At 54.9% G+C, this 24959-nt stretch carries 15 protein-coding genes; 5 read left to right on the top strand and 10 right to left on the bottom strand.

Annotated features, from left to right (window positions below):
• The first annotated feature begins 300 nt into the window (after positions 1 to 300).
• Together AAFH99_RS15340 and AAFH99_RS15345 are read left to right on the top strand one after the other, a co-directional pair.
• Complete coding sequence (locus AAFH99_RS15340; RefSeq protein ID WP_043318952.1) at positions 301 to 3075, top strand: TonB-dependent siderophore receptor; 2775 nt, start codon at positions 301 to 303, stop codon at positions 3073 to 3075.
• Positions 3076 to 3372: 297 nt separating this feature from the next.
• The gene (locus AAFH99_RS15345) at positions 3373 to 6324 is read left to right on the top strand and encodes a TonB-dependent receptor plug domain-containing protein (protein WP_406828167.1); all 2952 of its coding nucleotides are present in this window, start codon (positions 3373 to 3375) and stop codon (positions 6322 to 6324) included.
• A 116-nt stretch (positions 6325 to 6440) separates the two neighbouring features.
• Here AAFH99_RS15345 and AAFH99_RS15350 read toward each other — a convergent pair whose 3' ends face one another.
• From AAFH99_RS15350 to AAFH99_RS15360, 3 genes are all read right to left on the bottom strand, one after another.
• Positions 6441 to 8093 (bottom strand): tetratricopeptide repeat-containing sulfotransferase family protein, encoded by a 1653-nt coding sequence (locus AAFH99_RS15350; protein WP_406828168.1) that lies wholly within the window; start codon positions 8091 to 8093, stop codon positions 6441 to 6443.
• Positions 8094 to 8256: 163 nt separating this feature from the next.
• Complete coding sequence (locus AAFH99_RS15355) at positions 8257 to 8535, bottom strand: hypothetical protein (protein ID WP_406828169.1); 279 nt, start codon at positions 8533 to 8535, stop codon at positions 8257 to 8259.
• A gap of 139 nt (positions 8536 to 8674) precedes the next feature.
• The gene (locus AAFH99_RS15360) at positions 8675 to 9646 is read right to left on the bottom strand and encodes a methyltransferase domain-containing protein (RefSeq protein WP_406828170.1); all 972 of its coding nucleotides are present in this window, start codon (positions 9644 to 9646) and stop codon (positions 8675 to 8677) included.
• Positions 9647 to 9785: 139 nt separating this feature from the next.
• Here AAFH99_RS15360 and AAFH99_RS15365 point away from each other — a divergent pair, with 139 nt between their 5' ends.
• The gene (locus AAFH99_RS15365) at positions 9786 to 10370 is read left to right on the top strand and encodes a MarC family protein (RefSeq protein WP_043318958.1); all 585 of its coding nucleotides are present in this window, start codon (positions 9786 to 9788) and stop codon (positions 10368 to 10370) included.
• A 503-nt stretch (positions 10371 to 10873) separates the two neighbouring features.
• Complete coding sequence (locus AAFH99_RS15370; RefSeq protein WP_406828171.1) at positions 10874 to 13573, top strand: TonB-dependent receptor plug domain-containing protein; 2700 nt, start codon at positions 10874 to 10876, stop codon at positions 13571 to 13573.
• A 67-nt stretch (positions 13574 to 13640) separates the two neighbouring features.
• On the opposite strand, the gene AAFH99_RS15375 is transcribed toward AAFH99_RS15370, so the two are convergent.
• Complete coding sequence (locus AAFH99_RS15375) at positions 13641 to 14858, bottom strand: tetratricopeptide repeat protein (RefSeq protein WP_406828172.1); 1218 nt, start codon at positions 14856 to 14858, stop codon at positions 13641 to 13643.
• A gap of 189 nt (positions 14859 to 15047) precedes the next feature.
• Here AAFH99_RS15375 and AAFH99_RS15380 point away from each other — a divergent pair, with 189 nt between their 5' ends.
• On the top strand, positions 15048 to 16583 hold the full coding sequence (locus AAFH99_RS15380; RefSeq protein WP_406828173.1) for a peptide MFS transporter: 1536 nt from the start codon (positions 15048 to 15050) through the stop codon (positions 16581 to 16583).
• A 79-nt stretch (positions 16584 to 16662) separates the two neighbouring features.
• Here AAFH99_RS15380 and AAFH99_RS15385 read toward each other — a convergent pair whose 3' ends face one another.
• The 6 genes from AAFH99_RS15385 to infB all read right to left on the bottom strand — a co-directional run bounded on the left by AAFH99_RS15385 (position 16663) and on the right by infB (position 24832).
• Entirely contained in the window at positions 16663 to 17487 is an 825-nt protein-coding gene (locus tag AAFH99_RS15385; protein ID WP_406828174.1) for a sulfite exporter TauE/SafE family protein, read from the bottom strand.
• A 179-nt stretch (positions 17488 to 17666) separates the two neighbouring features.
• Positions 17667 to 19784: a polyribonucleotide nucleotidyltransferase gene (pnp, locus tag AAFH99_RS15390; RefSeq protein WP_043318963.1), complete on the bottom strand. Its 2118-nt coding sequence runs from the start codon at positions 19782 to 19784 to the stop codon at positions 17667 to 17669.
• A gap of 202 nt (positions 19785 to 19986) precedes the next feature.
• Complete coding sequence (gene rpsO, locus AAFH99_RS15395; protein WP_043318965.1) at positions 19987 to 20256, bottom strand: 30S ribosomal protein S15; 270 nt, start codon at positions 20254 to 20256, stop codon at positions 19987 to 19989.
• Positions 20257 to 20455: 199 nt separating this feature from the next.
• Complete coding sequence (gene truB / locus AAFH99_RS15400; protein WP_043318968.1) at positions 20456 to 21406, bottom strand: tRNA pseudouridine(55) synthase TruB; 951 nt, start codon at positions 21404 to 21406, stop codon at positions 20456 to 20458.
• Positions 21406 to 21816 (bottom strand): 30S ribosome-binding factor RbfA, encoded by a 411-nt coding sequence (gene rbfA / locus AAFH99_RS15405; protein ID WP_043318970.1) that lies wholly within the window; start codon positions 21814 to 21816, stop codon positions 21406 to 21408. The genes truB and rbfA overlap by 1 nt, the downstream gene beginning before the upstream one ends.
• 190 nt (positions 21817 to 22006) lie before the next feature.
• Positions 22007 to 24832 (bottom strand): translation initiation factor IF-2, encoded by a 2826-nt coding sequence (gene infB, locus AAFH99_RS15410; RefSeq protein WP_406828175.1) that lies wholly within the window; start codon positions 24830 to 24832, stop codon positions 22007 to 22009.
• Between the last annotated feature and the right edge of the window lie 127 nt (positions 24833 to 24959).

Raw genomic sequence — 24959 nt, forward strand, 5'->3', positions numbered from 1 at the left:
CCTGAACATCTTCCGCCCATCACCACAGCGCACACCTCTTTTTTGTTTGCCCATTGTTTTTAAGGCGCACTTCATACGCACCTTTTAAAAACCAGCGCACACACTGTTCGTTTTTTGCCCCGTTTTTGACGTCACATTTGGCGCAAACGTACCAAAGGCGCAATTTCATTCACGAAAATCCTTGAACTTGAAAAAATTGTTCTAGGGTTGTTAGCAAGCCTCTTGTTGATAGATGTATGTAGTTGTCAGGAAGGGCATGGCCAATTCGGCGAACATCACCGGTATCAGGAGAGGTATACCATGGACAAAACCCGTCTTTCTCGGGCAATCAAGGGCGCGATCGCGGCTGCCGCCGTTACATCCAGCTTTTCTACCGTTTCTCTTGCGCAGGATGTGCAGCAGGAAGTAGAAGAAATTGTTGTCACCGGTTCACGCATCCAGCGTGCGACGGACGCCAATAGCGCCACGCCAATCAGTGTGTTTGATGCCGCTCAACTGGAGCAGTCAGGCCAGACAACACTGGAAGACTTCCTGCAAAACATTCCATCAATGACTGGCGGCCAATTGGGTTCATCGGTCAACAACGGCAGTGGCGGTCTCGCCACCGTTTCCCTGCGCGGCCTCGGATCTTCGCGCACCCTGATTTTGATGAACGGACGCCGCCTCAGCTCCTCCGGTGGTGCCACCGGTGTGGTTGACCTCAACACCATCCCCACCTCAGTGATCGAGCGTGTGGAAATCCTGCGTGACGGCGCCTCTACCATTTACGGCTCTGACGCCATCGCCGGTGTAATCAACATCATCACCAAAAAAGGGTTCGAAGGTGCTGAGCTGACCTTCGACTACGGCGCCTCCACCCATGGCGACGGTGACGAGTACCTGGCTGCAATGACCATCGGTACCGGCAACGACAAAGGTCATGTCATGTTGAACGCGCAATACACCAAGCGCGAAGATATCTGGCAGGGTGATCGTCGATTCTCCGAGTGCCCGCTGGGAGAAACCGGTGGTAACGTAGTCTGTGGCGGCAGTCCCACTACCACACCAGCACGTTTCTCACCGACTGCAGATGATCGTCAGCTGATCGTAGATCCGGTTACCGGCGTTGTGCGCAACTTCAACTCCACCACCGACGGGTACAACTTCGCTGAAGCCAGTTACCTGACAACCCCACAGGAAGTTGCCTCCATATATGGATACGGTACTTACGAGCTATACGACTGGAAAGACGTAACCGACGTAAATGCCTTTACCGAGCTGTCTTTTGTCAATCGCCGCTCCGACCAGCTAATGGCTGCAGAGGGTACCTTCTGGGGGCCCGAAGTACCCGTGACCAACCCCTATAATCCGATCGGTGAACCAGTAAACATTGGCCGCCGTCTGGAAGAAACCGGTGGGCGCTCTTTCTCCCAGGACCTGAACACCTGGCGTGGCGTCGTCGGGCTCGAGGGTGAATTCTGCAATGAGTGGACCTGGGACCTGTCCTACAATTATTCCCGCTGGGTCGACACCCAGATTGACCGGGGTCGCGGTAATACCGTGCGTTTCGAGAATCTGCTGGATCCTGTTGCCTGTGCGGCTGATCCGGAATGTGCCGCTGCCGTGGGCGCCACCGGCGTAACCGCCTGGAACCCCTTTGCGGCAGGTACTCTGACCGAAGAAATGCAGAACTATGCGCTGGTGACCAACTCTCCGGTTGAACGTTCTTCGTTGCGTAGCTTCCAGGCCAACCTGGTTGGTGACTTCGGCGAATGGGCCCTGACCGGTGAAGCGCCCGCATGGGCCGTCGGTTATGAGAACCGCGCCGAACGCACAGAGATCGTGCCGGACGGCGCCGCCGAAATCGGTCAGATCTACTTCGTGAACGGCGATGCCTGGGGTGGTAACTACAGCGTGGATGAGTTCTACGGCGAGGTGCGCGTACCTGTACTGGAAGGTCGTCCCTGGGCAGAGATCCTCGCATTCGAGGCATCTTTCCGCTACTCCGACTACAGCACCATAGGTAGCGATACCACCTTCGGCGCTGTTATTGAATACGCACCACTGGATGAGCTTCGTTTCCGCGGCACCTATTCCGAAGGCTTCCGCGCTCCAGGTCTGGATGATCTCTACCTGACTCCGACGGTGTCCGCCGAGACCTATTCAGACCCCTGTAATGGCTGGGACAGCAGCTTCAACTCCAATGTCCAGGCCAACTGTGCCGCGGACGGTATCGCCCCGGGAACCGCAATCGTTTCCCCGCAGGCCACCGGCCTGTTTGGCGGCAACCCGGATCTGGAGGCCGAGAAGTCTGAGAGCTGGACACTAGGTATGGTGTGGACACCATCCTGGACCGACAACATGGGGTTTACCGTTGATTACTTCAACATCAACATCGACGACGCGATTGGCACTCTGACCACCAACACCATTGTACAGGGTTGTTATGAGAGCCCCGGGTTCAGTTCCCCGCTGTGTGACCTGATTACCGGTGCGGCTGCAGTGGGCAGCAGCCCCTCACCCACCAGTCCATACCGTGCGAACGACAACACCATTGCCGGCCAGCTGCTCAACAGCCAGAACGTATCCACTTTCGAGACCTCCGGTGTCGACCTGGGCTTTGACTACAGCATGGATGTGGGCCCCGGTGTAGTGAGTGTCAACCTCTCTGCCACTTACCTGCATGAGTGGAAATATCGCGGCAGCCCAGAAGACCCGACTATCGACCTGGCGGGCTACTTCGGAGCCGACCCGGTAACCACCGCCATCGTCGCCTTCCCGGAGTGGAAATTCTACGGAACCCTGGGCTATGAATACGATTGCTGGAGCGCATTCACCACCGTGCGCATGCTGGGTGAAGTCGATGACTTCGATCCATCACCGGCGGCCCTGGCTACCCATATTGATACCACCTGGTATCAAGATGTGAACTTCAACTACTTCCGCTGGGAAAATGTCACCCTGACCGGTGGTATCCGCAACATGTGGAATCAGCAGCCCCCGTATGTCACCAACTACGATGACATGAACACCCTGATGAGAAGCTATGACACCGTCGGCCGCTTCTTCTACGGAAGTGTGACGTTGCAGTTCTAAATCAATATCACCTCTCCTCTAAGCCCCGCCCTCTGGCGGGGCTTTTTTTTGCGCGTATTTCCACAATTCGAATTGCCCGCGCACCAATTAATAGACGATCGTCCTGCAAAAAACATCAACTTATGACTAACGTGACTTTTATCTAAACGTGCGGTTTTTTTATTTTTTTTTGAGGGAACTTAATCCCAGTCCGTTAAATACACGTTGGGAAGGAAATGACCGCTTGGGGGTAGTCATTTCCGCACACGCCAAACCTGGCAACACACTAAAAATCCAACGATCAAGAGAGGATTTCCAATGAAAAAGAACCTCCTGTCTGTAGCGGTAGCCGCTACGATAATGGTTCCTGCTCTGCCAGCATTCGCACAAGAAGATGCGCAAATGGTAGAAGAAGTGGTCGTTACTGGTTCTCGTATCGAGCGCGCTAACGACGTGAGCGTAAGCCCGGTAACTTCTGTAAGCGCAGAAGACCTGAAAGCTACCGGTGTAGTTCGCGTAGAAGACCTGATCAACGACCTCCCTCAAGTAGCTGCGACCCAAACTGCTGGCCAAGCCAACGGTTCAACGGGTACTGCAACTGTTTCTCTTCGCGGTCTCGGTTCTCAGCGAACTCTGGTTCTCATCGACGGTCGCCGTATGCCTGCAGGCTCTCCGCTGGCTGGCGGCTCCGGTGCTGACCTTAACCAAATTCCTGGCGCCTTGGTTGAGCGTGTAGAAGTTTTGACGGGTGGTTCTTCCGCTACTTACGGTTCTGACGCAATTGCCGGTGTAGTGAACTTCATCATGATGGATGATTTCGAAGGTGTTCGCTTCGAGTCTCAAACCAGCGTGTACCAGCACAACAACAACAACAGCGACATGCAGGATCTGGTTACCTCCAACGGCTTCGATGTAGCCGACGGCAGTGTAACTGATGGCGAAACCAATGATTTCTCCATGATCATTGGTGCAAACCTGGACGGCGGCCGCGGCAACGTAACTGCTTACGCCAACTATCGTAAAATTGATGCAGTACTGCAGGCAGACCGCGACTACAGTGGTTGTGCGGTTTCCGGCAGCCCGGACTCCTTCGGCTGCGGCGGCTCCTCCACTGTACCCTGGGGCCGTTTCACTGACTTCGGTGCCAACAAAGGCGACACTACCGAAGGCTTCGACTACAGCGTAGACGGCGACGGCTTTACCCCTTTCAGCACTCTGTATAACTACGGCCCGCTGAACTACTTCCAGCGCCCGGATGAGCGCTGGACCATGGGTGCCTTCGGTCACTACGAAATCAATGAGAATGCGGAAGCCTACACTCAGGTAATGTACGCTGACGACCGTACCGTTGCTCAGATCGCCCCATCCGGTGCTTTCTTCGTAACCAATGACCTGTTCTGTGGCAACCCGTTCCTCTCTGATGAACAGTACGACGCAATTTGTGGCGTGTACGGCTTGGGTAAAGACCAGTTCGTCAGCGACCTGGAAGTGGTTAACACGGACCCGGATACCGGCGAGGTCACTACCACTCCTGGCGCTATCTACATCGGCCGTCGAAATGTCGAAGGTGGCCCCCGTCAGGACGATATGCGTCACACTACCTTCCGCGGCGTATTCGGTGTTCGTGGAGACATCAATGAAAACTGGGCTTACGATGTTTATGGCCAGTACTCAGAAGTTAGCCTTGAGCAAACTTACCTGAACGACATGTCCTCCACTCGCATCCGTCGCGCACTGGACGTTCGTGCAGACGTCGATGGCAATCCGGTTTGTCAATCCGTACTGGACGGCTCCGATCCGAACTGTGTGCCGTGGAATATCTTCCAGGAAGGTGGCGTAACTCAGGAAGCGATTGACTACTTGGTGCTGCCCCTGTTTGCTCGCGGTACTACCGATCAGGAAATCGTTTCTGGATACGTAACTGGCGACCTGACTGACTACGGCGTAAAGCTGCCGACAGCTGACACCGGCGTGGCGATCGTTGCAGGTCTCGAAAGCCGCCGTGAATCCCTGAACTACTCTCCCGATTCTGGCTTCCAGAATGGTGAAGGTGCAGGTCAAGGTGGTCCGACCCTGCCAGTAGACGGTAAGCTTTCCGTAAAAGAAATCTTCACCGAGGCCAATATCCCGCTGCTGAGCGGTATGGCGGGCGCTGAGTACCTGGGTCTGGAACTAGCCTACCGCTACTCCGACTACTCCACCGACGTACAGACTGACACTTACAAAGTGGCTGCTGACTGGCAACCGACTACCGACCTGAAAGTTCGCGCGAGCTTCCAGTCCGCAGTCCGTCACGCGAATATCCGTGAACTGTACCGCGCTCAGTCGATCGGCCTGTTCGACATGACTTACGACCCCTGTGGCTCTCGCACCGATGACGATGGCGTTGTAATCGGCCCAGAGTACAGCGAAGCACAGTGTGCCAACACTGGCACTACTTCCACTACTTACGGTGGCAACTTCGATTCCCCGGCTGGCCAGTACAACTATGTTGGCGGTGGTAACCCGGACCTGGCACCGGAAGAATCAGAAACCGTATCTTTCGGTATCGTATACTCTCCTGAATTTGTTGAAGGCCTGACCGTTAGCGCTGACTACTTCAACATCCAGGTAACCGAAGCCATCGCAGGTATCAACCCGGAAACCGTACTGCGTCGCTGTGCGGAAACCGGCAATGCCCTGTTCTGTGACGCAGTAAGCCGTGGCGCAAACGGCAACCTGTGGATCGGCTCTGCCGGCATCACCGCTACCGATGTGAACATCGGCTTCTTCGAAACCGAAGGTGTTGATATCAATGCTAACTACGGCTTTGATGTTGGCGCTTACGGCTCCATTGATATGAACTACATCGCCACCTACCTGACCAAGTGGGATCAGCAAGAGTTCGTCGGCGAGCCTATCGAAAGCTGTGCTGGCAACTGGAACAGCTCCTGTGGCACCCCGACTCCTGAGTACGTAAGTACTCTGCGTGCCACCTGGGCAACTCCCTGGAACGTCGACGTAACCGGTAGCTGGCGCTACATCGGTGAAGTTACCGACCTCGGCAGTAACGGTGCTGACTTCGACGCGATCAGCTACTTCGATCTGGCCGCTGCCTGGTCTGCCACTGACAACGTTACTGTTCGCAGCGGTATCAGCAACCTGCTGGACGAAGAGCCACCGCTGACTGCTGACGCAGGTGCAGGCATCTATGGTAACGGCAATACCTTCCCTGGCGTTTACGACGCACTGGGTCGCTACGCCTTCCTGGGTGTTTCTGTAGATTTCTAATTCTTTCGAATTAGGCAATCAAAAAAGGCGCGGTGGGAAACCACCGTGCCTTTTTATTATCTGTGTCCAGTCCAGAAACTACGCCGTAAACATGGCAACCGAAAGAAAAAGCAAGGCTATTGATTGCCCTGCAAATATTTATTTAGCACGGAAATATATGGCTGGTAATTTTTGAAGCGACCTATTGAACCGGTATGCAAAGCATTCCTAACCTGCCAAACGCTGGCAGTTTTGACATAATTATTGCGTCGCTGAAATTCTAGACAACCCTCTTCCCAGGCGACCCCAAGAAAATCAAGTATCCTACGGACCTCTTTCTCCGGGGACATCACCAAGCTTTCATATCCCACCTCTAAAATACTGCCAGGAAACAAACTCTGCCAGTAATGCATCAGCCTTTCCTGCTCTACATAAAAATGTCCAATCGCATCAAGGTCAACTGAGTAGTTCATCCCCCCACCTAGTTGCTGAAAGTACACAGAGAGGCAGTTATCCAGAAGTCCTCTTCTGGTCCAGATAAAGCGAGCATTCGGCAACGCACGCTTGATCAACCCCACATGCAAAAAATTATCTGGCCGCTTGTCTGTGACAATTGATCCAACCGCAAACCGATCAGAAAGAAAATCGAGATAGTCCCGACCTACTTTTTGGTAAAAACCTACACCAAGGCTTTCGAGCTTACCAGGGTAACGGTCCCCCAACCCCGCAACCAAGCGCGGAAAAAACTCCAACTCCCCCCCGGATGTTATATCAGAATGCCCACTTAGCACCTGCTCAACCAGTGTGGATCCGGAGCGAAACATACCGCAGATAAATATCGGCGCGCGATCCGGACTATCACCAACAACCGACAGCACATCGCCAGAAAAAGAACTTATCAGGTTATCAATATACTGCGATTGTACGTTTTTCTGATAAGGCGAAAACCTTGATTGTCCCAACCTGTTCGCTTCCGAATAGCGGGAAAACGCTCCCTCATACTCACCACAGTCATCTAACAATTTTCCAAGCGAAAAATTCAACTCTTCGGATTCAGACTTGGTTAACCAGCTATTTTTCAGCATAGTAGATATGCTATGAATCAGAGGTTCACCCGAATGATCTGCGGTGGTGAGGTAAGCCAAGCGACACATCGCCAACACACATTTAGCATCTACAACCAACGCTTTACCATAAAGGGTGGCGGCTGCTTTTTGGTCACCAGCCTCTTCAAAAAGTGCGGCAAGGTTCAAGATAGCAGGTAAGTAGTCGTCGCGAATTTCCAGTGCCTTGTGGTAACAATCACGCGCTTCGGGCTCTCGTCGCAATTCGGACAGGATTACCCCCATATTGGTGTAAACCTCTTCTTCTCCCGAAATCCCCATCGCCAAGGATTTTTTATACCACGTCAGCGCTTCATGAAGCTTTCCCACCTGTTTCAATAAATACGCCAAGTTGTATACGGAGTTGGGGCGGTCAGGCACTCTCCCCAAAAACATTTGATAACCGAATATCGCCTTCTCAAGATCACCAAGGGACTGGGCATACTGAGCTAATTGATGCCACCATTCCGGAACATCTTCAAAAAAACGTGCCATTTCTTCCAGACACGACATCGCCTGCTTTGGCCTATTCTGCCGCACATAAAATTGGAATAATTCTCGATACACCACATCTTCTGAGCCAGAGTAAGAGAGTAACTTTCGATACAGCTTTTCCGCTTCATCGAACTTCTCTCTTTCGACGAGTACTCTTGCCTCATACAGACGCTCTTGGATACGTGCTGGCACACTCATAACTTTAAGACCCAAAAGTCAAATTGAAACTTAAAAGACTAACCGCCACTATTTCACACCACTCAAACGCAAAAAAGGCACCTTGGCTTACCCTCGATAGCCAAAGTGCCTTTCGCAAACAACACCATTATGGATAGAGAAATAGACTCTCGCGCTACTAGTAATTGGTAGGCTTACTACGTGTATCTTCTTCCAACATTTTCTTAGTTTCGTAGGCCATACGGTCCCACTCTTCCTGAGTCATGCAGGTTTTTTGCTTAAATCGAGACCCGGTAATGGCTCGTACTTTACAAATTTTCTCTTCTTCTGTAGCGGCAAGGCTATTTGAGGCAGAGCCACCCTGGTTAGCAGCAGGCGCCTTTTCACCAGTTCCTGACGCACACCCAGCCAAGAGCCCCATTCCCAACAAAACACAAAAAATCATCTTTAGTTTCATATCAATGCCCTACTTAATTATCAAATTCCTTTCTACCTGTCCCGGGACAGGACCACATAGTACCGTTGTGGAAACGGTATATCCACAGCGGGCCGTCGATGCGACATAGCCACTCACCGCAGCAAAGGGAAAGAAACTACTAATTCTCTTTTGCAGCAAGAATGGACCAGGCCAGTGGCGCCGAGCAATCTGGTGCATTAAGTGATTCCGCGACATACAATTGAAAGCCTTCGGAAGTCAACTCCTTCTTCAACGACTCAAATTGTTCAATGTCTAATGCAGACTGACACATGGAGAACATGCGCTCTGCATAGCTCTCCAGCTCGCAGACAGCCTGACGAAGCCAGGCGTCGACTTCATGCAGCGCAAACGCTGGCAGGTTTGAATGTATATGATCCACATCCAGGTACAGCTTTCGGACAACTCCACCCGCCACTTGATTCCCGTATTGAGCCATGATTCGCTCCATATGGCGAAATGCTGGAATCAATCCTTTTGAAACTCGCTCATACTCGGATCGCTCTTCCCCCTTCAGCACACTGAATGCATGGGGAAACATAGCAATGGCTCCCTGTAAAAAACCACTTTTCTGAACTTCCCGCAGTGCCAAATAATTGTGATAACACTCATCATATATAGCGCCACCTCTGTGATGTAAAAGCAATGCGAGTCGCCCCCGCGGCCTAATCAGGCTCTGCAGCCCGGTTACAGCCTCAAATCCCGCATACTCAATACCAAATTGGCTCACAACAATATCTGCACAGCTCTCCGTAAACGGCAGCGCCAAACCATTGGCCACTACCCCGGAGACAGCCCGCCGGCGATTCTTTACTGCTTTTACAGCGCCGTATGACAGATCAACACACACGCTATCACAGCACTCTTCATCGACGATCGAAAACAAATGTTCAAAAACCGCACCACTACCGCTTGCAATATCAACAATTCGCAGTTTACGCGACGCACTTTTTGCACCTAGACGCGCATCACTAAAAAATCTGTGCCAAAATTGACTAATGGCCGGATGGTCTGTCCCACCAAGCTCACAGACTTTTTTATCATCGGCCTGCTGCCAGTAGGACTGCCAGCTCGAGGCTGCACTCGCACTCATGTTGCCTTTACTCCCTACTTATATCTTTTGACCTGTAGCTCTGCTGGGTATGGCAGGGAAAGTCACAAGATTTTTGAAGGTAACATTGTTAAGACGAATACAGCCGGTTTTTCCACAATCAGTTAGCTATACAGCCATCATGGACACATTAACCGCCTTCCTAACCCTCCTCTTCGTAATGGACCCACTGGGTAACATCCCGGTATTCCTCGCCGCACTGAAGAATGTCCCACCCAAGCGACAGCTTTACGTGATCATGCGGGAACTGATTTTCGCTCTGATCGTGTTACTGGTATTTCTCTACGGCGGCCGGTTCGTTTTGGCGTGGTTGGGACTTTCCCAAGAGGCCATCCGGATTGCTGGGGCGATTATTCTTTTCCTGATCGCGATTCGCATGGTATTCCCGATGGAAGGCGGCATTATGGGAGAACGACTGGAAGGGGAACCCTTCTTCGTACCTCTCGCTGTACCATTGGTGGCCGGGCCTTCCACCATGGCCATTCTGATGCTGATGACAAACAGCGAAGGGGAACAACTGTGGGACTGGACGCTGGCACTACTTGGCGCCTGGGCGGTATCCGCAGTAATACTGCTGGCCTCGTCCCCACTCGCCCGTTTGCTGGGTAACCGGGGGTTGATCGCGGTAGAGCGCCTGATGGGCATGGTACTGGTAATGCTGGCTGTACAGCTCTTCCTGGACGGCATAAAACAAAGCCTTGCTTAATCGGTCAGTCGCGAGGCTCTAGCGAAGCTGCGTCTCGCGACGATCACTTCACAAGACCTGCTCACCCACTCTCTAGCACAACCTAATCGTTACCCGCTGGATAATCACGTTTTTTCAGAATTAATTACCGCGCCAGATTAATTTGGAAAAATTTACCTCTACCGAAAGATGAAAACCCCCAAACTCGATCAACTTTTGTACAGCCCGCTCCGGACGAGCAAAAAACAACCAGCTTTGCCACTCCACTCGATAGTTACAGATATCCTAAATTTAACCAAAATTTAATAAATATTAATAACTAAAGTTAATTTAACCGGATGCAAACACTTCTTAACGATTGTAAATTACACAGCATGATCAATAAAGAATCAGAATCCATAATTTGTACTTGATCCCGTTATGTCACGTTAGTTCCACAAATCTATTTGATCCTTTAAAGTCAGCGCGCACTCGAATTACAACAAACCAATAAAAGTGCCTCTAAGTACATAAAGGATGCATTTATGATCAAGACCAAGTTGAGTATCGCTATTGCAGCGCTCGGCACTATCGCCGCCACTGGTGTTTCCGCTCAGGAAAACGTGCCGGGCCCGGCTGTAGAAGAAGTAATCGTTACCGGTTCTCGTATTGCACGGGATCCGCTGTCCACCACCGGCCCAATCACTATTGTTGATTCCGAAGCGATCAGCCGCTCCGGTGTGGGCACCATTGACGAGCTGCTGAACCAGCTGCCGTCCATGGGTACCACTGGTATCAATGCAAACGACAACAACGGCGGCCAGGGTCTGGCATTCGTTGACCTGCGCAACCTCGGCTCTGCCCGTACTCTGGTACTGGTAAACGGCCGTCGTTTCGTATCTTCCGCTTCCGGCGTCAGCTCCGCGGTAGACATGAACAACATCCCGGTCGATATGATCGACCGTATCGAAGTACTGACTGATGGCGCTTCCGCCGTATACGGCGCTGACGCCGTTGCCGGTGTCATCAACGTGGTGATGAAGGACTCCTTCGACGGTGTTCGCATCAATGCACGCGCCGGCGCTACCAAAGACGGCGGCGGTGAGAATGGCGACCTGTCCATCACCTTCGGCAGCGAAGGCGAGCGCGGTAGCTTCATTGCAAACATCACTCACGCACAGCGCGACGAGATTACTTACAACGATCGCGACTGGGCCGGTCTGACCAGCTCTATGGGTCCGAACGGCAATATCTTCACCAACTACGGCAGCTTCAGCATCGGTGAAGATGGCGTGACTCTGGGCGACTACGCCGGTTACGACATCGGCCAGCACATGTGGCTGTCTGGTGCAATGGAGCGTACTTCTGCTACCGCTTCCGGTAAATTCTCCATCACCGACAGCGTAGAGCTGTGGGGTGAGGCGAGCTTCACCACCAAAACCAGCAACCAGCAACTGGCTGCACAGCCTCTGTATGCGGGTAACGGTTTTGACCTGGACCCAGAAGTTCACCTGCCAGAAGCCATCAAGTCTCAGCTGGACGAAGCATGGCAAGCAGCCGATGACGCTTATCAGATCGAGCTGGCTGCCTATGAAGCTGCGAAAGCCGAATGGGAAGCCCAGGGCAGCCCGGAAGGACTGGAGCCGAAAGCACCGGAAGCCTCTCACGGCACCGACTGGGTTGATGGTTTCTCCGACTTCCGTATTCGTCCGGTATCTGGCGGCACCCGCTCTTACGAGCAGACCACCGATACTTACCGTCTGGCTACCGGCCTGAACGGTGACTTCTCTAACGGTTGGAGCTGGGACACCTTCGTGAGCTACGGCAAAAACGAAGGCGAAAACGTCATCCTGAACTCTTACAACAAAACCAAGTTGCAAGAAATCTTCAGCGGTGAAGCTGGCCTGGACTACGATTTCGCCGGCGGCATGAGCCCGGAAATCATGGACTACTTCCGCTACGACGACTACGAAGACAACTCCTACGAGCTGTTGAACGTTGGCGCGTCTCTGTCCGGTGACATCAACGCCATCGAATTCCAGGGCGGTGCTCTGGGCTTTGCAGCAGGTGTTGAATACCGTGAAGAGTCCGGTGAGTTCAACCCGTCTGTGGAAACCCAAAGTGGTGACACTTTCGGTAACCAGCAGGATGCCACTGGTGGCGAGTACGACGTAACCGAGGTGTTCGCGGAATTCAATCTGCCAATCCTGCAGGGTGCCCGTTTCGCAGAAGAGCTGACTGCTGACGTAGCGGTTCGCTACTCCGACTTCAGCACCTTCGGTGGCCAGAGCACTGGTAAAGTTGGCCTGGTTTACGCACCGGTTGAAGACGTGCGTTTCCGTACCAGCTACTCCACTTCTTTCCGCGCTCCGGGCATCTACGAGTTGTTCAGCGGTTCCGCGCAGAGCTACGAGTACCTGATCGACCCGTGTGATACCAGTGAAGCGAACAAAGACGGCCAGGGTGCAAACTGCGGCATGGTTGGCGCTGGCTTCACTCAGTCCGGCAACCAGGTACCGACCAACATTGGCGGTAACGAAGAGCTGACTCCAGAAGAAGCAGAAACCTTCACTGCCGGCATCGTTTGGACCCCGAGCTTCGTAGACGACCTGTCTATTACTCTGGACTACTACGACATCAGCATCGAAGACGCGATCACCTCGCCAGATCTGCAACGCATCCTGGATGATTGCTTCCGTGACAGTGTTGCGAGCGCTTGTTCCTTCGTAACCCGCGGCGCGGGCGACCAGATCGTATCCCTGGAAGGTGCGAAAATGAACATCGGTCAGATCGACACCCGTGGTGTTGACGTCGACATCGTTCAAAACCTGCACTTCGACGCTGGCCGTCTGGGCCTGCGTGCGCAGGCTTCCCGCCTGCTGGAATACAACGAGTTCAACGAGCAGTCCGGCACCGAGTCTGACTACCTGGAATACGTTGGTACCACCGGTGGTCTGTACGTGAAATGGCGCGGCCTGGCCAGCGCAACCTGGTACGGCAACGACTGGGATCTGGGTGCTGAAATGCAGTACTTCGACGACGGTGAAAGCCCCTACCTGCCGGTTAAGTCCATCACTTACCTGAACCTGCGTGCAGGCTGGGACATCAACGAAGGTACTCGCCTGTCCGCTGGTATTGATAACGTATCCGACAAGGATCCGCACACTACCTCCGGCAGCGACTGGAACAGCTTCTACGACTTCCAGGGCCGCTACTTCTGGGCTGGTGCTTCTTACCAGTTCTAAGTTGTGGACTTGACGTTGTAGACGTTCAGTCAACGAAAAAGGGGGATGCCAATGGCATCCCCCTTTTTTATTTGCCGTGACTACTTAGCAAATAATTTAGTTTCCTGTTGTATGCACGTTGGGTTCCCGGGTTATCCGCCAGCGAGAACGCCTCAGAAAAATACTCTTTCGAGTTGTCCACTTCGCCCAATTTAAAACTGGTCAACCCCATCAAAAAATGAAACCGGTGATCATCCTCGTATTGCCACATAGCGCGCTTTAACTGCTTCTTTGCGCTTTTATAATCGCCATGCTCATACGCGTTGCGCGCCTGATAATACAGGTAGTAGGGGTTGCGTTCTCGGTGGAAGCGGGCCTTTTCGGCATAGTGATCGGCCAGGTCGAACTTACTCTGCTTGCGATACAAGCGCTCCAGATTACTCATGGCAATGGTATGGCTGCTTTTCAGCTGCAATGCTTGCAGGTAGCTCTGTTCTGCGGCAGTAAACTCTCGATTGCGACTATATAGCGCTCCGAGGTTTGCCCACAGGTCCGCGTCTCCTGGCCTCAGGTCCAGCGCCTTACGCAAATAGCGAAACGCATCGACCATTTGCCCCTGCTGCATCAGCTCCAGGCCGCGATTGCTGTAGTACTGTGCAAAAGCTTCGTTATCCGACAGCTTGCGCTGGTCATAGATGGGGTCGTAGGCCTCGAGATTGAAATCCACCACGCGGCGGCCCCGGGGGCTCTCGCTCACCATATTGATATGGCGGTACACCACGAAGGTCTGCGACTCCTCATGCCCCCATACGGGTGGCACTTCCACCTGATTGAAGTAGGCATCCGCCCCCAGTTCCCGCGCCATGGCCACCATCATCACCGTAAAGGCCATGCAGTTGCCCACCTGCTGACGGTAGGTCTCACCGGCGGTCAAGGTCTGATCCGCCTGATAGCGGACGGTGAAGTCGCGATTCTCGAAGCCTTGCAGCAGCGCACGTAATCGCTGCTGGGGACTCGCGTCTGGTGCTATACGGGCGAGGTAGGCGCGCATTTCCGGTGAGAGACCGAGAATATCGTCTTCCGGCAACTCAACCTGTGACAGGGGCTGCTCAAACAGCGCTTGCCCCGAGAGCAGCCAGCCCACATCAACAGGTTCTAGCATATCCGCAGGATTTGAGGCACAGCCGGCCAGCAACACAGCAACGAATGCGCTGCAGGCGGCAATCCGCCTGGGCTGGAAGCGCCCGGGGTTAGCAGGATGTGACCGTTTGATTTCTGGCAGTCCAGAATTTTCCGGGGTTTTCATGGTTATTCTCCCCATAACGTGTTCTGAATCTCTGATTTTCCACAATTCCTGTCGCGTAGGAATACCTTTCGCAGGTTCATTTCCTGTTTCACCTGTAACCATTCGCCAGTTTCCGGGACCGCTGTTACACTCGGGAAGGTCTCTCTAAAGCTATAACAAGTTAAAGCTATAACAATCGGAACAACTGATATGTCGTCACAGCCACAACAAAACAGCGATGGCTTCTTTGGCCATCCCAAGGGGCTCTCCACCCTGTTCTTTACCGAAATGTGGGAGCGGATGAGTTACTACGGCATGCGGGCTCTGCTGGTCCTGTTTATGACCGCCAGCCTGCAGCAGGAAGGCCTGGCCTTTACCGTTGCCGCCGCTACCGCCATCTACGGCCTCTACACCGGCGCGGTGTACTTTCTCGGCCTCCCCGGTGGCTGGATTGCGGACCGCCTGCTCGGCGGGCAGCGCACCGTCTGGTACGGCGGCATCATCATCATGTGCGGCCATATCGTGCTCGCCATTCCCAGCGAACACACCTTCTTTATTGGCCTGATTCTGGTTGCCACCGGTACTGGCCTGCTCAAGCCCAATATCAGCGCACTGGTTGGCCACCTCTACGCCGACGACGATGTGCGTCGCGACAGTGGCTATGCCCTGTATTACATGGGTATCAATATTGGCTCCGTGCTGGGCTACATGATCTGTGGCTACTTCGGTGAGAAAGTCGGCTGGCACTGGGGCTTCGGTGCCGCTGCTGTAGGTATGGCAATTGGCCTGGTTCAGTACCGCAAGACCATCGGTAACCTGGGCGATGCCAGTCTGAAGCCGGAGCACCCGATGACACCAGCGGGCGAAAAGAAAGCCTGGAGCACCATCTGGGCGATCGTTGGTACCGTGGTGGTGATTACCGCCCTGACCATGAGCGGCGTGATCGCTTTTGACCCGGTTGCCGTAGCCAAGTACGTGGCCATTGCCTTTACCGTCATCTTCTTCGCCTACTACGCCTACATCTATTTTGGCGGCAAACTGTCCCAGGCCGAGAAGAAGCGCATGTGGGCCCTGTTCCTGGTGTGTGTGGCGTCCGCCTGCTTCTGGTCCGGGTTCGAACAGGCGGGCTCCTCCCTGAACCTGTTTGGTCGTGACTTTACCGACCGCATGATCGGCTCCTTCGAGATTCCGGCATCCTGGTTCCAGAATGTGAACCCGATGTTCATCATCATTCTGTCTCCTTTCTTCGCCGCCCTGTGGATCAACCTGGGCAAGCGCATGATCTCGCCATCCTATGGCATGAAGTGCGCCATCGGCCTGATCATTATGGCCACCGGCTTTATCGTGATGTTCTTCGCCGCCCAGCAAGCCGCGGCAGGCCTAAAAGTCGCGCCGATGTGGCTGGTAACCACTTACTTCCTGCACACCGTAGGCGAACTGTGCCTGAGCCCTGTAGCCCTGAGTGCAGTGAGCAAACTGTCACCGCGTCGCTTTGCCGGCCAGATGATGGGTGTGTTCGTACTCACCTACTCCATCGGCAACATCATTGCCGGCCTGCTGGCGGGTAACTTCGATCCGAACAATGTATCCGAGCTGCCAAATCTGTACCTGCAGATCGCCATCTTCAGCATTGGTATCGGTGCCGTGATCGCGCTGATCAGCCTGAAGTCCAAATCTTGGGAAGGCCAGGGTGAGGATCATATCGAAGCGGTTGAGCCGGCCGAGGCGCCAGCGAAGACTGTTTAATTCTCGGCTTAGCCCGAAGTAAAAAGGCCGCTGCGGTTTCCCGCAGCGGCCTTTTTTATTGATTTGCCAGTCGAACCAATCAGCTGGCGACTACCGCATAGTTCAGCCAGATAAACCGCGCACCGATGATGAACAGCAGCCCTGCGAAACAGTTCTTCAGTAACTGCGGCGAGAGCTTGTGAGCCAGCAGGGCGCCGAAGCGGGCAAACCAGGTACTCGCCAATACAATCCCCAGAAACGCAGGCCAGTAGATATAACCACTGCTCCATTCCGGCAATTGTGAATTATTCCAGCCCTGTACCGCAAAACTGAGTGCACCGGCAATGGCGATCGGCAGACCACAAGCCGCCGAGGTCGCCACCGCGCGCTGCATCACCACATGGCAGCGGGACAGGAAGGGCACCGTCAGTGAGCCCCCACCAATCCCGAAAATTGCGGAAACCCAGCCGATAAAGCCGCCGGCAATCGACAAGCCCACTTTGCCAGGCACCTTTTCGCCGTTACTCGGCAGCGATACCTTACGCAGGCCATCGAGCCACATCTTGAGCGCGATGCCGACAGCAAAAAGTCCGATCAGCAGCTGTAACCAGGCACCGCTCAACCAGTCGGCGGTAACACCGCCCACCCAGGAGCCCAGCAGAATTCCCGGTGCCATGGCAATAAAGATCTTCCAGTCCACCGCACGTTTGCCATGATGGGTACGCACCGAGCTGATTGAGGTAATGATGATGGTGGCAAGCGAAGTCCCCACGGCCATATGGGTGAGGATTTCCGGCGCGATGCCCTGGGCGGTAAATACCAAGACCAAAGCAGGCACGATGATCAGACCGCCGCCCACTCCGAACAGACCGGCTATGGTACCTGCACCCATCCCCACCAACAGGTAAATCAATAACACTTCCACTGAACTTCCCCCGGAATCCCTGCTTATAAAGTTCATTCAAACAAAACGGCAGGAAAGCCGTTTTGCACAGCCGAAGGCTGCCCGAAGGGTGAGGGCCAAGGATGGCCCGAATGAAAAAACGGTGGCATATAGCCACCGTTTTCCGTCGCTTGCAAGCAAGCGTGCCAAACCGGGAGGAATTACTCCTCGCCAGTGGCCTCATCCGCCTGCTCGGCTTCTTCGGCTTTGGCTTCCTTGATGGACAGCTTGATGCGGCCGCGCTGGTCTACGTCCAGTACCTTTACTTTGACCATCTGGCCTTCGCTCAGGTAGTCGGTGACCGCATTGACGCGCTCTTCGGCGATCTGGGAAATGTGTACCAGACCGTCTTTACCCGGCAGGAAGTTAACGAACGCGCCGAAGTCGACGATACGTACAACCTTACCTTCGTAGATAGCGCCGATCTCGGCTTCCGCGGTGATTTCCTCGATGCGGGTAACTGCCGCTTCCAGGCTCTGGCCGTCTTCACCGAATACCTTCACGGACCCATCGTCTTCGATGTCGATGGAAGCACCAGTTTCTTCGGTGATGGAGCGGATGGTCGCACCGCCTTTACCGATCACGTCGCGGATCTTGTCCGGATGGATCTTCAGGGTGGCGTAACGCGGGGCGTTTTCGTTCACAACCGAGCGGGACTCGCCGATCACCTTGTTCATTTCCGCCAGGATGTGCAGACGCGCATGCAGTGCCTGCTCCAGGGCCGTTTCCATGATCTCTTCGGTGATGCCTTCGATCTTGATGTCCATCTGCAGTGCAGTAACACCAGAAGCTGTACCGGCTACCTTGAAGTCCATGTCGCCCAGATGGTCTTCATCACCCAGGATGTCGGTCAGAACCGCAAAGCCTTCGTCTTCCTTCACCAGGCCCATGGCGATACCGGCAACCGGCGCTTTCAGCGGTACACCCGCGTCCATCAGTGCCAGACTGGAACCACACACGGAAGCCATGGAGCTGGAACCGTTGGATTCGGTGATTTCGGAAACCACACGCAGGGTGTAGGGGAATTCTTCCGGATTCGGCAGAACGGCAGCGATACCGCGGCGTGCCAGACGGCCGTGGCCGATTTCGCGACGGCCGGTCGCGCCGACACGACCCGCTTCACCTACAGAGTAGGGAGGGAAGTTGTAGTGCAGCATAAAGTAGTCTTTACGCTCGCCTTCCAGGGCATCGATGATCTGTGCATCGCGGGTGGCACCCAGAGTGGAAACCACCAGTGCCTGGGTTTCACCGCGGGTGAATAGCGCAGAGCCGTGGCTCTTCGGCAATACGCCCACTTCCACGGAGATAGGACGTACGGTTTTGGTGTCGCGACCGTCGATACGGGGCTCACCGCGCACCACGGCGCCGCGTACGGTTTTCTTCTCCAGCTTGCCGAAGTAGCTCTTGACGGTGCCTTCATCCAGCTCGTCAGACGACAGAGCTTCAGCAGCTTCGTTGCGCAGCTCCGCGAGGCGTGCAGTGCGCTGCTGCTTATCGGTGATCTTGTAGGCTTCGGCTACTTTCTCACCGAACTGGGCTTCCAGTGCGGATTTCAGCTCTTCGTTTTCCGGCTCCGGCTGCCAGTCCCAGGTGGGCTTGCCCGCTTCGGCTTTCAGCTCTTCACAGACCTTAACAACCGCCTGCATTTCCTGGTGGGCGAACAGTACCGCACCCAGCATAATGTCTTCCGGCAGCTCAGCGGCTTCGGATTCCACCATCAGAACGGCGTCTTTGGTACCGGCTACCACCATGTCCAGTTCGGACTCTTTCAGAGCCGCGTAGCCCGGGTTCAGCAGGTAGCCGTCTTTTTCGGTGTAACCCACACGCGCGGCACCGATCGGGCCAGCGAAAGGAATACCGGATACGGACAGTGCGGCAGAGGTACCGATCATGCCGGCGATATCCGGATCTACGTCTTTTTCCGCGGACAGTACGGTGATCATTACCTGTACTTCGTTCATAAAGCCGTTCGGGAACAGCGGGCGGATCGGACGGTCGATCAGACGGGAAGTCAGAGTTTCTTTCTCAGACGGGCGGCCTTCACGCTTGAAGAAGCCACCGGGAATCTTGCCAGCCGCGTAGGCCTTCTCTTGATAGTGTACGGACAGCGGGAAGAAGCTCTGATCCGGCTTGGCTTCCTTGGCACCGACTACGGTACACAACACAACGGTTTCACCCATGGTGACCAGCGCTGCGCCAGTGGCCTGGCGGGCGATACGGCCGGTCTCGATGGTGACCTGATCTTTTCCGTACTGGAATGTTTTGGTTACTGGATTCACTAGTATCTTTCCTGTTTCCTTACGGCTGCTGGCCCATTCCAACAGCCCCTACAAAGTGGTGGATGCGCTGCGCTTATCCCCCCTACAGCCACAAAATAACACTGTGCCGTAGGGCGGATAAGCGTAGCGCATCCGCCGGTGGCGAACCTTGCGGTACGCCAAATAGAAGAATGCCCGCCAGAAGGCGGGCATTCTCAGGGTCTTAGCGACGCAGGCCGAGCTTGGCGATCAGCTGAGCGTAACGGTTCAGATCCTTGCGCTTCAGGTAGTCCAGCAGCTTACGACGCTGGTTTACCATACGGATCAGACCACGACGGGAGTGGTGGTCTTGCTTGTGAGAAGCAAAGTGACCCTGAAGCTTGTTGATGTTGGCAGTCAGCAGGGCTACCTGGACTTCCGGGGAACCGGTGTCGCCTTCAGCCTGGCCGTGCTCTTTCAGGATGGCTGCTTTTTCATTTGCAGACAGTGCCATAACGAATTACCTCGTTCGTAACATGCTTTGAAAATTCGGCTGGCCCGTGCATGTTTACAGACCAGCTAGTTGCGATTGCGGGTTACCCGCTCACAGTACCTTCCCACCGTCATTCCGGACATTTTTGTCATACCGGACTAGATCCGGTGCGGAATCCACTGGATACCGGCCTGCGCCGGTATGACGACGGTAAGGAGTGCTACTTTACCAGGCGGCGCGGGGCGACCCGTCCGTCATCAGTAATCTCTCCAACGCCTAGAAATTCACCACTTTCCAGGAAGAGGCGCACCATATCACCTTCGTCGCCCAAACGATAGACCTGCAGATCCATTACCGGCTGACCCTGACGCAGATAGTAACCCGTGTCGTCAGAAAGGATCATTTTGGGTAAGCCGGAGGCGGGAGAATCCGCCGGAAGCAGGTGGTGATCCAGCTCTTCGGCGCGGCCTTCTCCGCGCTCTTCGGTCAGCGCATCCAGGGTGACCGAGTCGTCTTCGTGGTAGGGGCCGGCGGCGATGCGGTGCAACTTCTCGACGAAGGCGCCTACACCCAGTGCCTTGCCGAGGTCTTCCGCCAGGCTGCGTACATAAGTGCCCTTGGAGCAGTGCACCTCGACCACCACCCGCGGCAGCTTGTCCGGTGATGCGGAGCCCGGGGTAAAACTCACCAGCTCGTAGGAAAAGATCTCGACCTGGCGCGCCTCGCGCTCCACTTCGATGCCCTGGCGCGCCAGCTTGTATAAAGGCTGGCCATTGTGCTTGAGGGCAGAATACATGGACGGAACCTGACTGATGGTTCCGCGGAATGCGGCCATGGCATCAGAAACCTGTTGCTCCGTAAGGCCTGAGGCGTCACTGGTGGCAACCACGTCACCATCCGCGTCGCCGGTCTCGGTGGTCATGCCAAAACAGAAGGTGCTGCGGTAACGCTTGTCCGCATCCAGCAGGTACTGGGAGAATTTGGTCGCTTCACCGAAACAGATCGGCAGCACGCCGGTCGCCAATGGGTCCAGCGCACCGGTGTGGCCGGCGCGGTTGGCGAAGAACAGGCGTTTGGCTCTTTGCAGGGCGTCGTTAGCAGAAATCCCGGCGGGCTTGTTCAACAACAGCACACCGTCAATCTGCCGGCCCCATTTTGGTCGGCGGCCCATTAGTCGTTCTGTTCTTCCGAGTTGCTATCTGAGTCGTCGTCAGATTTTTTCTGGTCCGACTTCACTGCCTTGTCAATCAACGCGGACAAGTGCTGACCACGCACGGAGGTTTCGTCGTAACGGAATTGTAGACGGGGAATGGTACGGATCTGGATTTCCTTGGCGAGCTGAGTGCGCAGGAACCCTGCCGCCTTGTTCAGCGCCTCCATGGAAATATCGATCTTGCTGCGATCATCCTCGCCCACCAGGGTGACGAACACCTTGGCAGTGGTGAGGTCTCGGCTTACCTCCACGTCGTTGACATTGACCATGCCAACCCGCGGGTCGCGCACTTCGTGCTGGATCAGACGGGCCAGTTCGCGACGCATGGCGTCGGCTACCCGGTCAGCACGGTGGAATTCTTTGGCCATTGATTACCTATGAAAATGGCTGAAACAACGTCGTTCCGGCGCAAGCCGGAACCCAGAAAACCACGGTGGTTAACTGAACCCCGGGCTGTACCGGGGCGACGGTTCATTTCCCCCTGGATCCCAGCCTTCGCCGGAATGACGAAATATATTCGCCGGGGTGACGATCTATCTTCGTCAGTGTGACGGTCAATTACAGCTCGCGAGCTACCTTAACGATGTCGAACACTTCGATCTGGTCGCCCGGCTTGACGTCATTGTAGTCTTTAACGCCGATACCACACTCCATACCGTTGCGGACTTCCTGCACGTCATCTTTGAAGCGACGCAGGGATTCCAGTTCTCCTTCGTAGATCACGACGTTGTCACGCAGTACACGGATCGGCTTGTTGCGGTAGACGGTACCCTCGGTGACCATACAGCCAGCAATAGCACCCAGCTTCGGAGAGCGGAATACGTCACGCACTTCGGCGATACCGACGATTTCTTCGCGCTCTTCCGGATCCAGCATGCCAGACAGGGCCTGCTTCACTTCGTCCAACAGGTTGTAGATCACGCTGTAGTAACGGATTTCTACGCTTTCGGTTTCCGCCAGCTTGCGCGCGGCCACATCGGCGCGAGTGTTGAAACCAATCACGATGGCGCCAGAGGTCAGAGCCAGGTTGATATCGTTTTCGGCGATACCGCCCACACCACTGGAAACCACGTTGACGGAAACTTCTTCGTTGCCGATCTCCGCAAGAGCGGCCTGGATAGCCTCCAGGGAACCGCGCACGTCGGCTTTTACGATAACCGGCAAAACTTTCTTCTCGCCAGCTTCCATGTTCGCAAACATGTTCTCCAGCTTGGCCGCCTGCTGGCGCTGCATACGTTCGATGCGCTCTTTGTCGGCGCGCTGCTCGGCCACTTCACGAGCCTTACGCTCATCCGCAACCACGAGGAACTCATCACCAGCATTCGGCGTCGAGTCCAGACCCAGCAATTCCACCGGAGTGGATGGGCCGGCTTCCTTCACGGACTTGCCCAGTTCGTTGGTCATGGCACGTACGCGGCCGTAGCTCTGCCCGGCCAGCACGATATCACCGCGCTTCAACTCACCGCTCTGTACCAGCAGAGTGGCGACAACACCGCGACCTTTTTCCAGGCGCGCTTCGATCACAACACCACTGGCCGGCACACCGATTTTGGCTTTCAGCTCCAGCATTTCGGACTGCAGGGAGACGGCTTCCAACAGCTCGTCAATACCCTGACCAGTGTGGGCAGAGACCTCGATAAATTGCGTGTCACCACCCCAGTCTTCCGGGATAACGTCTTTGGCGGCCAGCTCGTTCTTGACGCGATCGGGATCCGCGGCTTCCTTGTCGCACTTGTTGATGGCAACAACCATGGGAACGCCTGCGGCTTTGGAGTGCGCAATGGCTTCTTCGGTCTGCGGCATGACACCGTCGTCCGCTGCCACCACCAGGATAACCACATCGGTCGCCTGGGCACCGCGGGCGCGCATGGCGGTAAACGCGGCATGTCCCGGGGTATCGAGGAAGGCGATTTCGCCCTGGCTGGTTTTTACCCGGTAGGCACCAATGTGCTGGGTAATACCACCGGCTTCACCGGAGGCAACCTTGGTTTCGCGAATGTAGTCCAGCAAAGACGTTTTACCGTGGTCTACGTGGCCCATAACGGTAACCACTGGCGAACGGGAAACTTCTTCACCTTCGATATCGGCGGTCAGGGCAACGAGTTTTTCTTCCAGCTCATTCTCGGAGCGCAGAACCACCTTGTGCCCCATCTCTTCAACGATCAGGGTGGCGGTATCGCGATCCAGGCTCTGGTTAATGGTGACCATCTCGCCCATTTTCATCAGGCGCTTGATCAGCTCGCCGGCTTTGATATTCAACTGCCTGGCAAGATCGCCGACGGTGATCGTCTCACCCAGTTGCACTTCGTACACTTGCTTTCCTGTCGGCTTCTTGAAGCCGTGTGTGTTCTTCACTTTCAGCGTAGGACGAGACAGAGATCGGGTACTGCGTTTCTCTTCTTCCGTTTCGAAAGCTTCCAGCGCGGCATCGTACAGGGATGTTTTGCTGGTTTTTTTCGGGCCGGACTTACCGCGACGGCTACGCTTCTTGCGCGGTTCATCGTCATCGCGATCGTCGACAACCGCCTCTTGTTTGCGACGCAGGGACGGTTTGACAGCGGAATCCTCTGTCGCCGCTTTCTGCTTGGCCTTTTCCGCGCGCTCTTTCTTGTCATCTTCGACACGCTTGCGCTCGGCTTCTACGCGGGCTTTCTTCTCTTCCAGCTCAGCGGCTTCGCGCTCCGCCTCTTTCTTGCGGCGCTCCATGGCAGCGATACGCATCGCCTCAATATCGTCGACATAGCTGGAACGAATAGGTGCAGGGGCGGGCTTCGGTTCGGCTTTGGGTTCAGGCTTCGATTCGACTTTTTCTGCAGGCTTGGCTTCAGCAGTCTTTTTCGCATTCGCTTTTTCAGCTTCGGCAGCCTTGGCTTCAGCTTCTGCTTTGGCAGCCGCTTCCGCTTCCTGCTGAGCTTTGGCTTCCGCTTCGGCGCGCGCCTTAGCTTCCGCTTCGGCAGCTTCCTGCTCGGCGCGGGCGCGATCAGCGGCCGCCTTTTCTGCAGCTGCCAGCTCTTCTTCCGCCTTTTTCAGTGCGGATGTATCGACTTCGGCTTCGGCCTGCTCGCCTTCCGCTTCGGCGCGCTTAACGTAAGTGCGCTTCTTTCGCACTTCCACGTTCACGGTCTTGCGGCCTGTGCCAGAGCCGGTTTTCAAGGTCGTGGTGGTTTTGCGCTTGAGGGTGATTTTGCGAGGAGCGGCGCCCTCTTCCCCTTTACTGCTGCCGTGGCTGCTTTTCAGAAAATTGAGCAGGACCTGCTTTTCTTCCGCAGATACCTTTGCATCCGCTGAAGTGTGGGGCAAACCCGCCTCCTGCATCTGCTTGAGCAGACGCTCTTCGGTGGCACCAACCGATTTGGCGAGTTCGCTAACTGTTACTTCGGCCATTCTCTCTCCTAAAAAGTCACTTTGCAGCGGAGCGGTATTAGTTCATTTTACCGCTCCACCCTTGGCCTGCACGGCAGGCAATTGGTGGGCGCGGGTGCTGTACACCACGCGCAGTGCCGGGCAACAG

Source organism: Microbulbifer sp. ARAS458-1, from assembly GCF_045348205.1.
In the GTDB taxonomy this organism is placed as follows: domain Bacteria; phylum Pseudomonadota; class Gammaproteobacteria; order Pseudomonadales; family Cellvibrionaceae; genus Microbulbifer.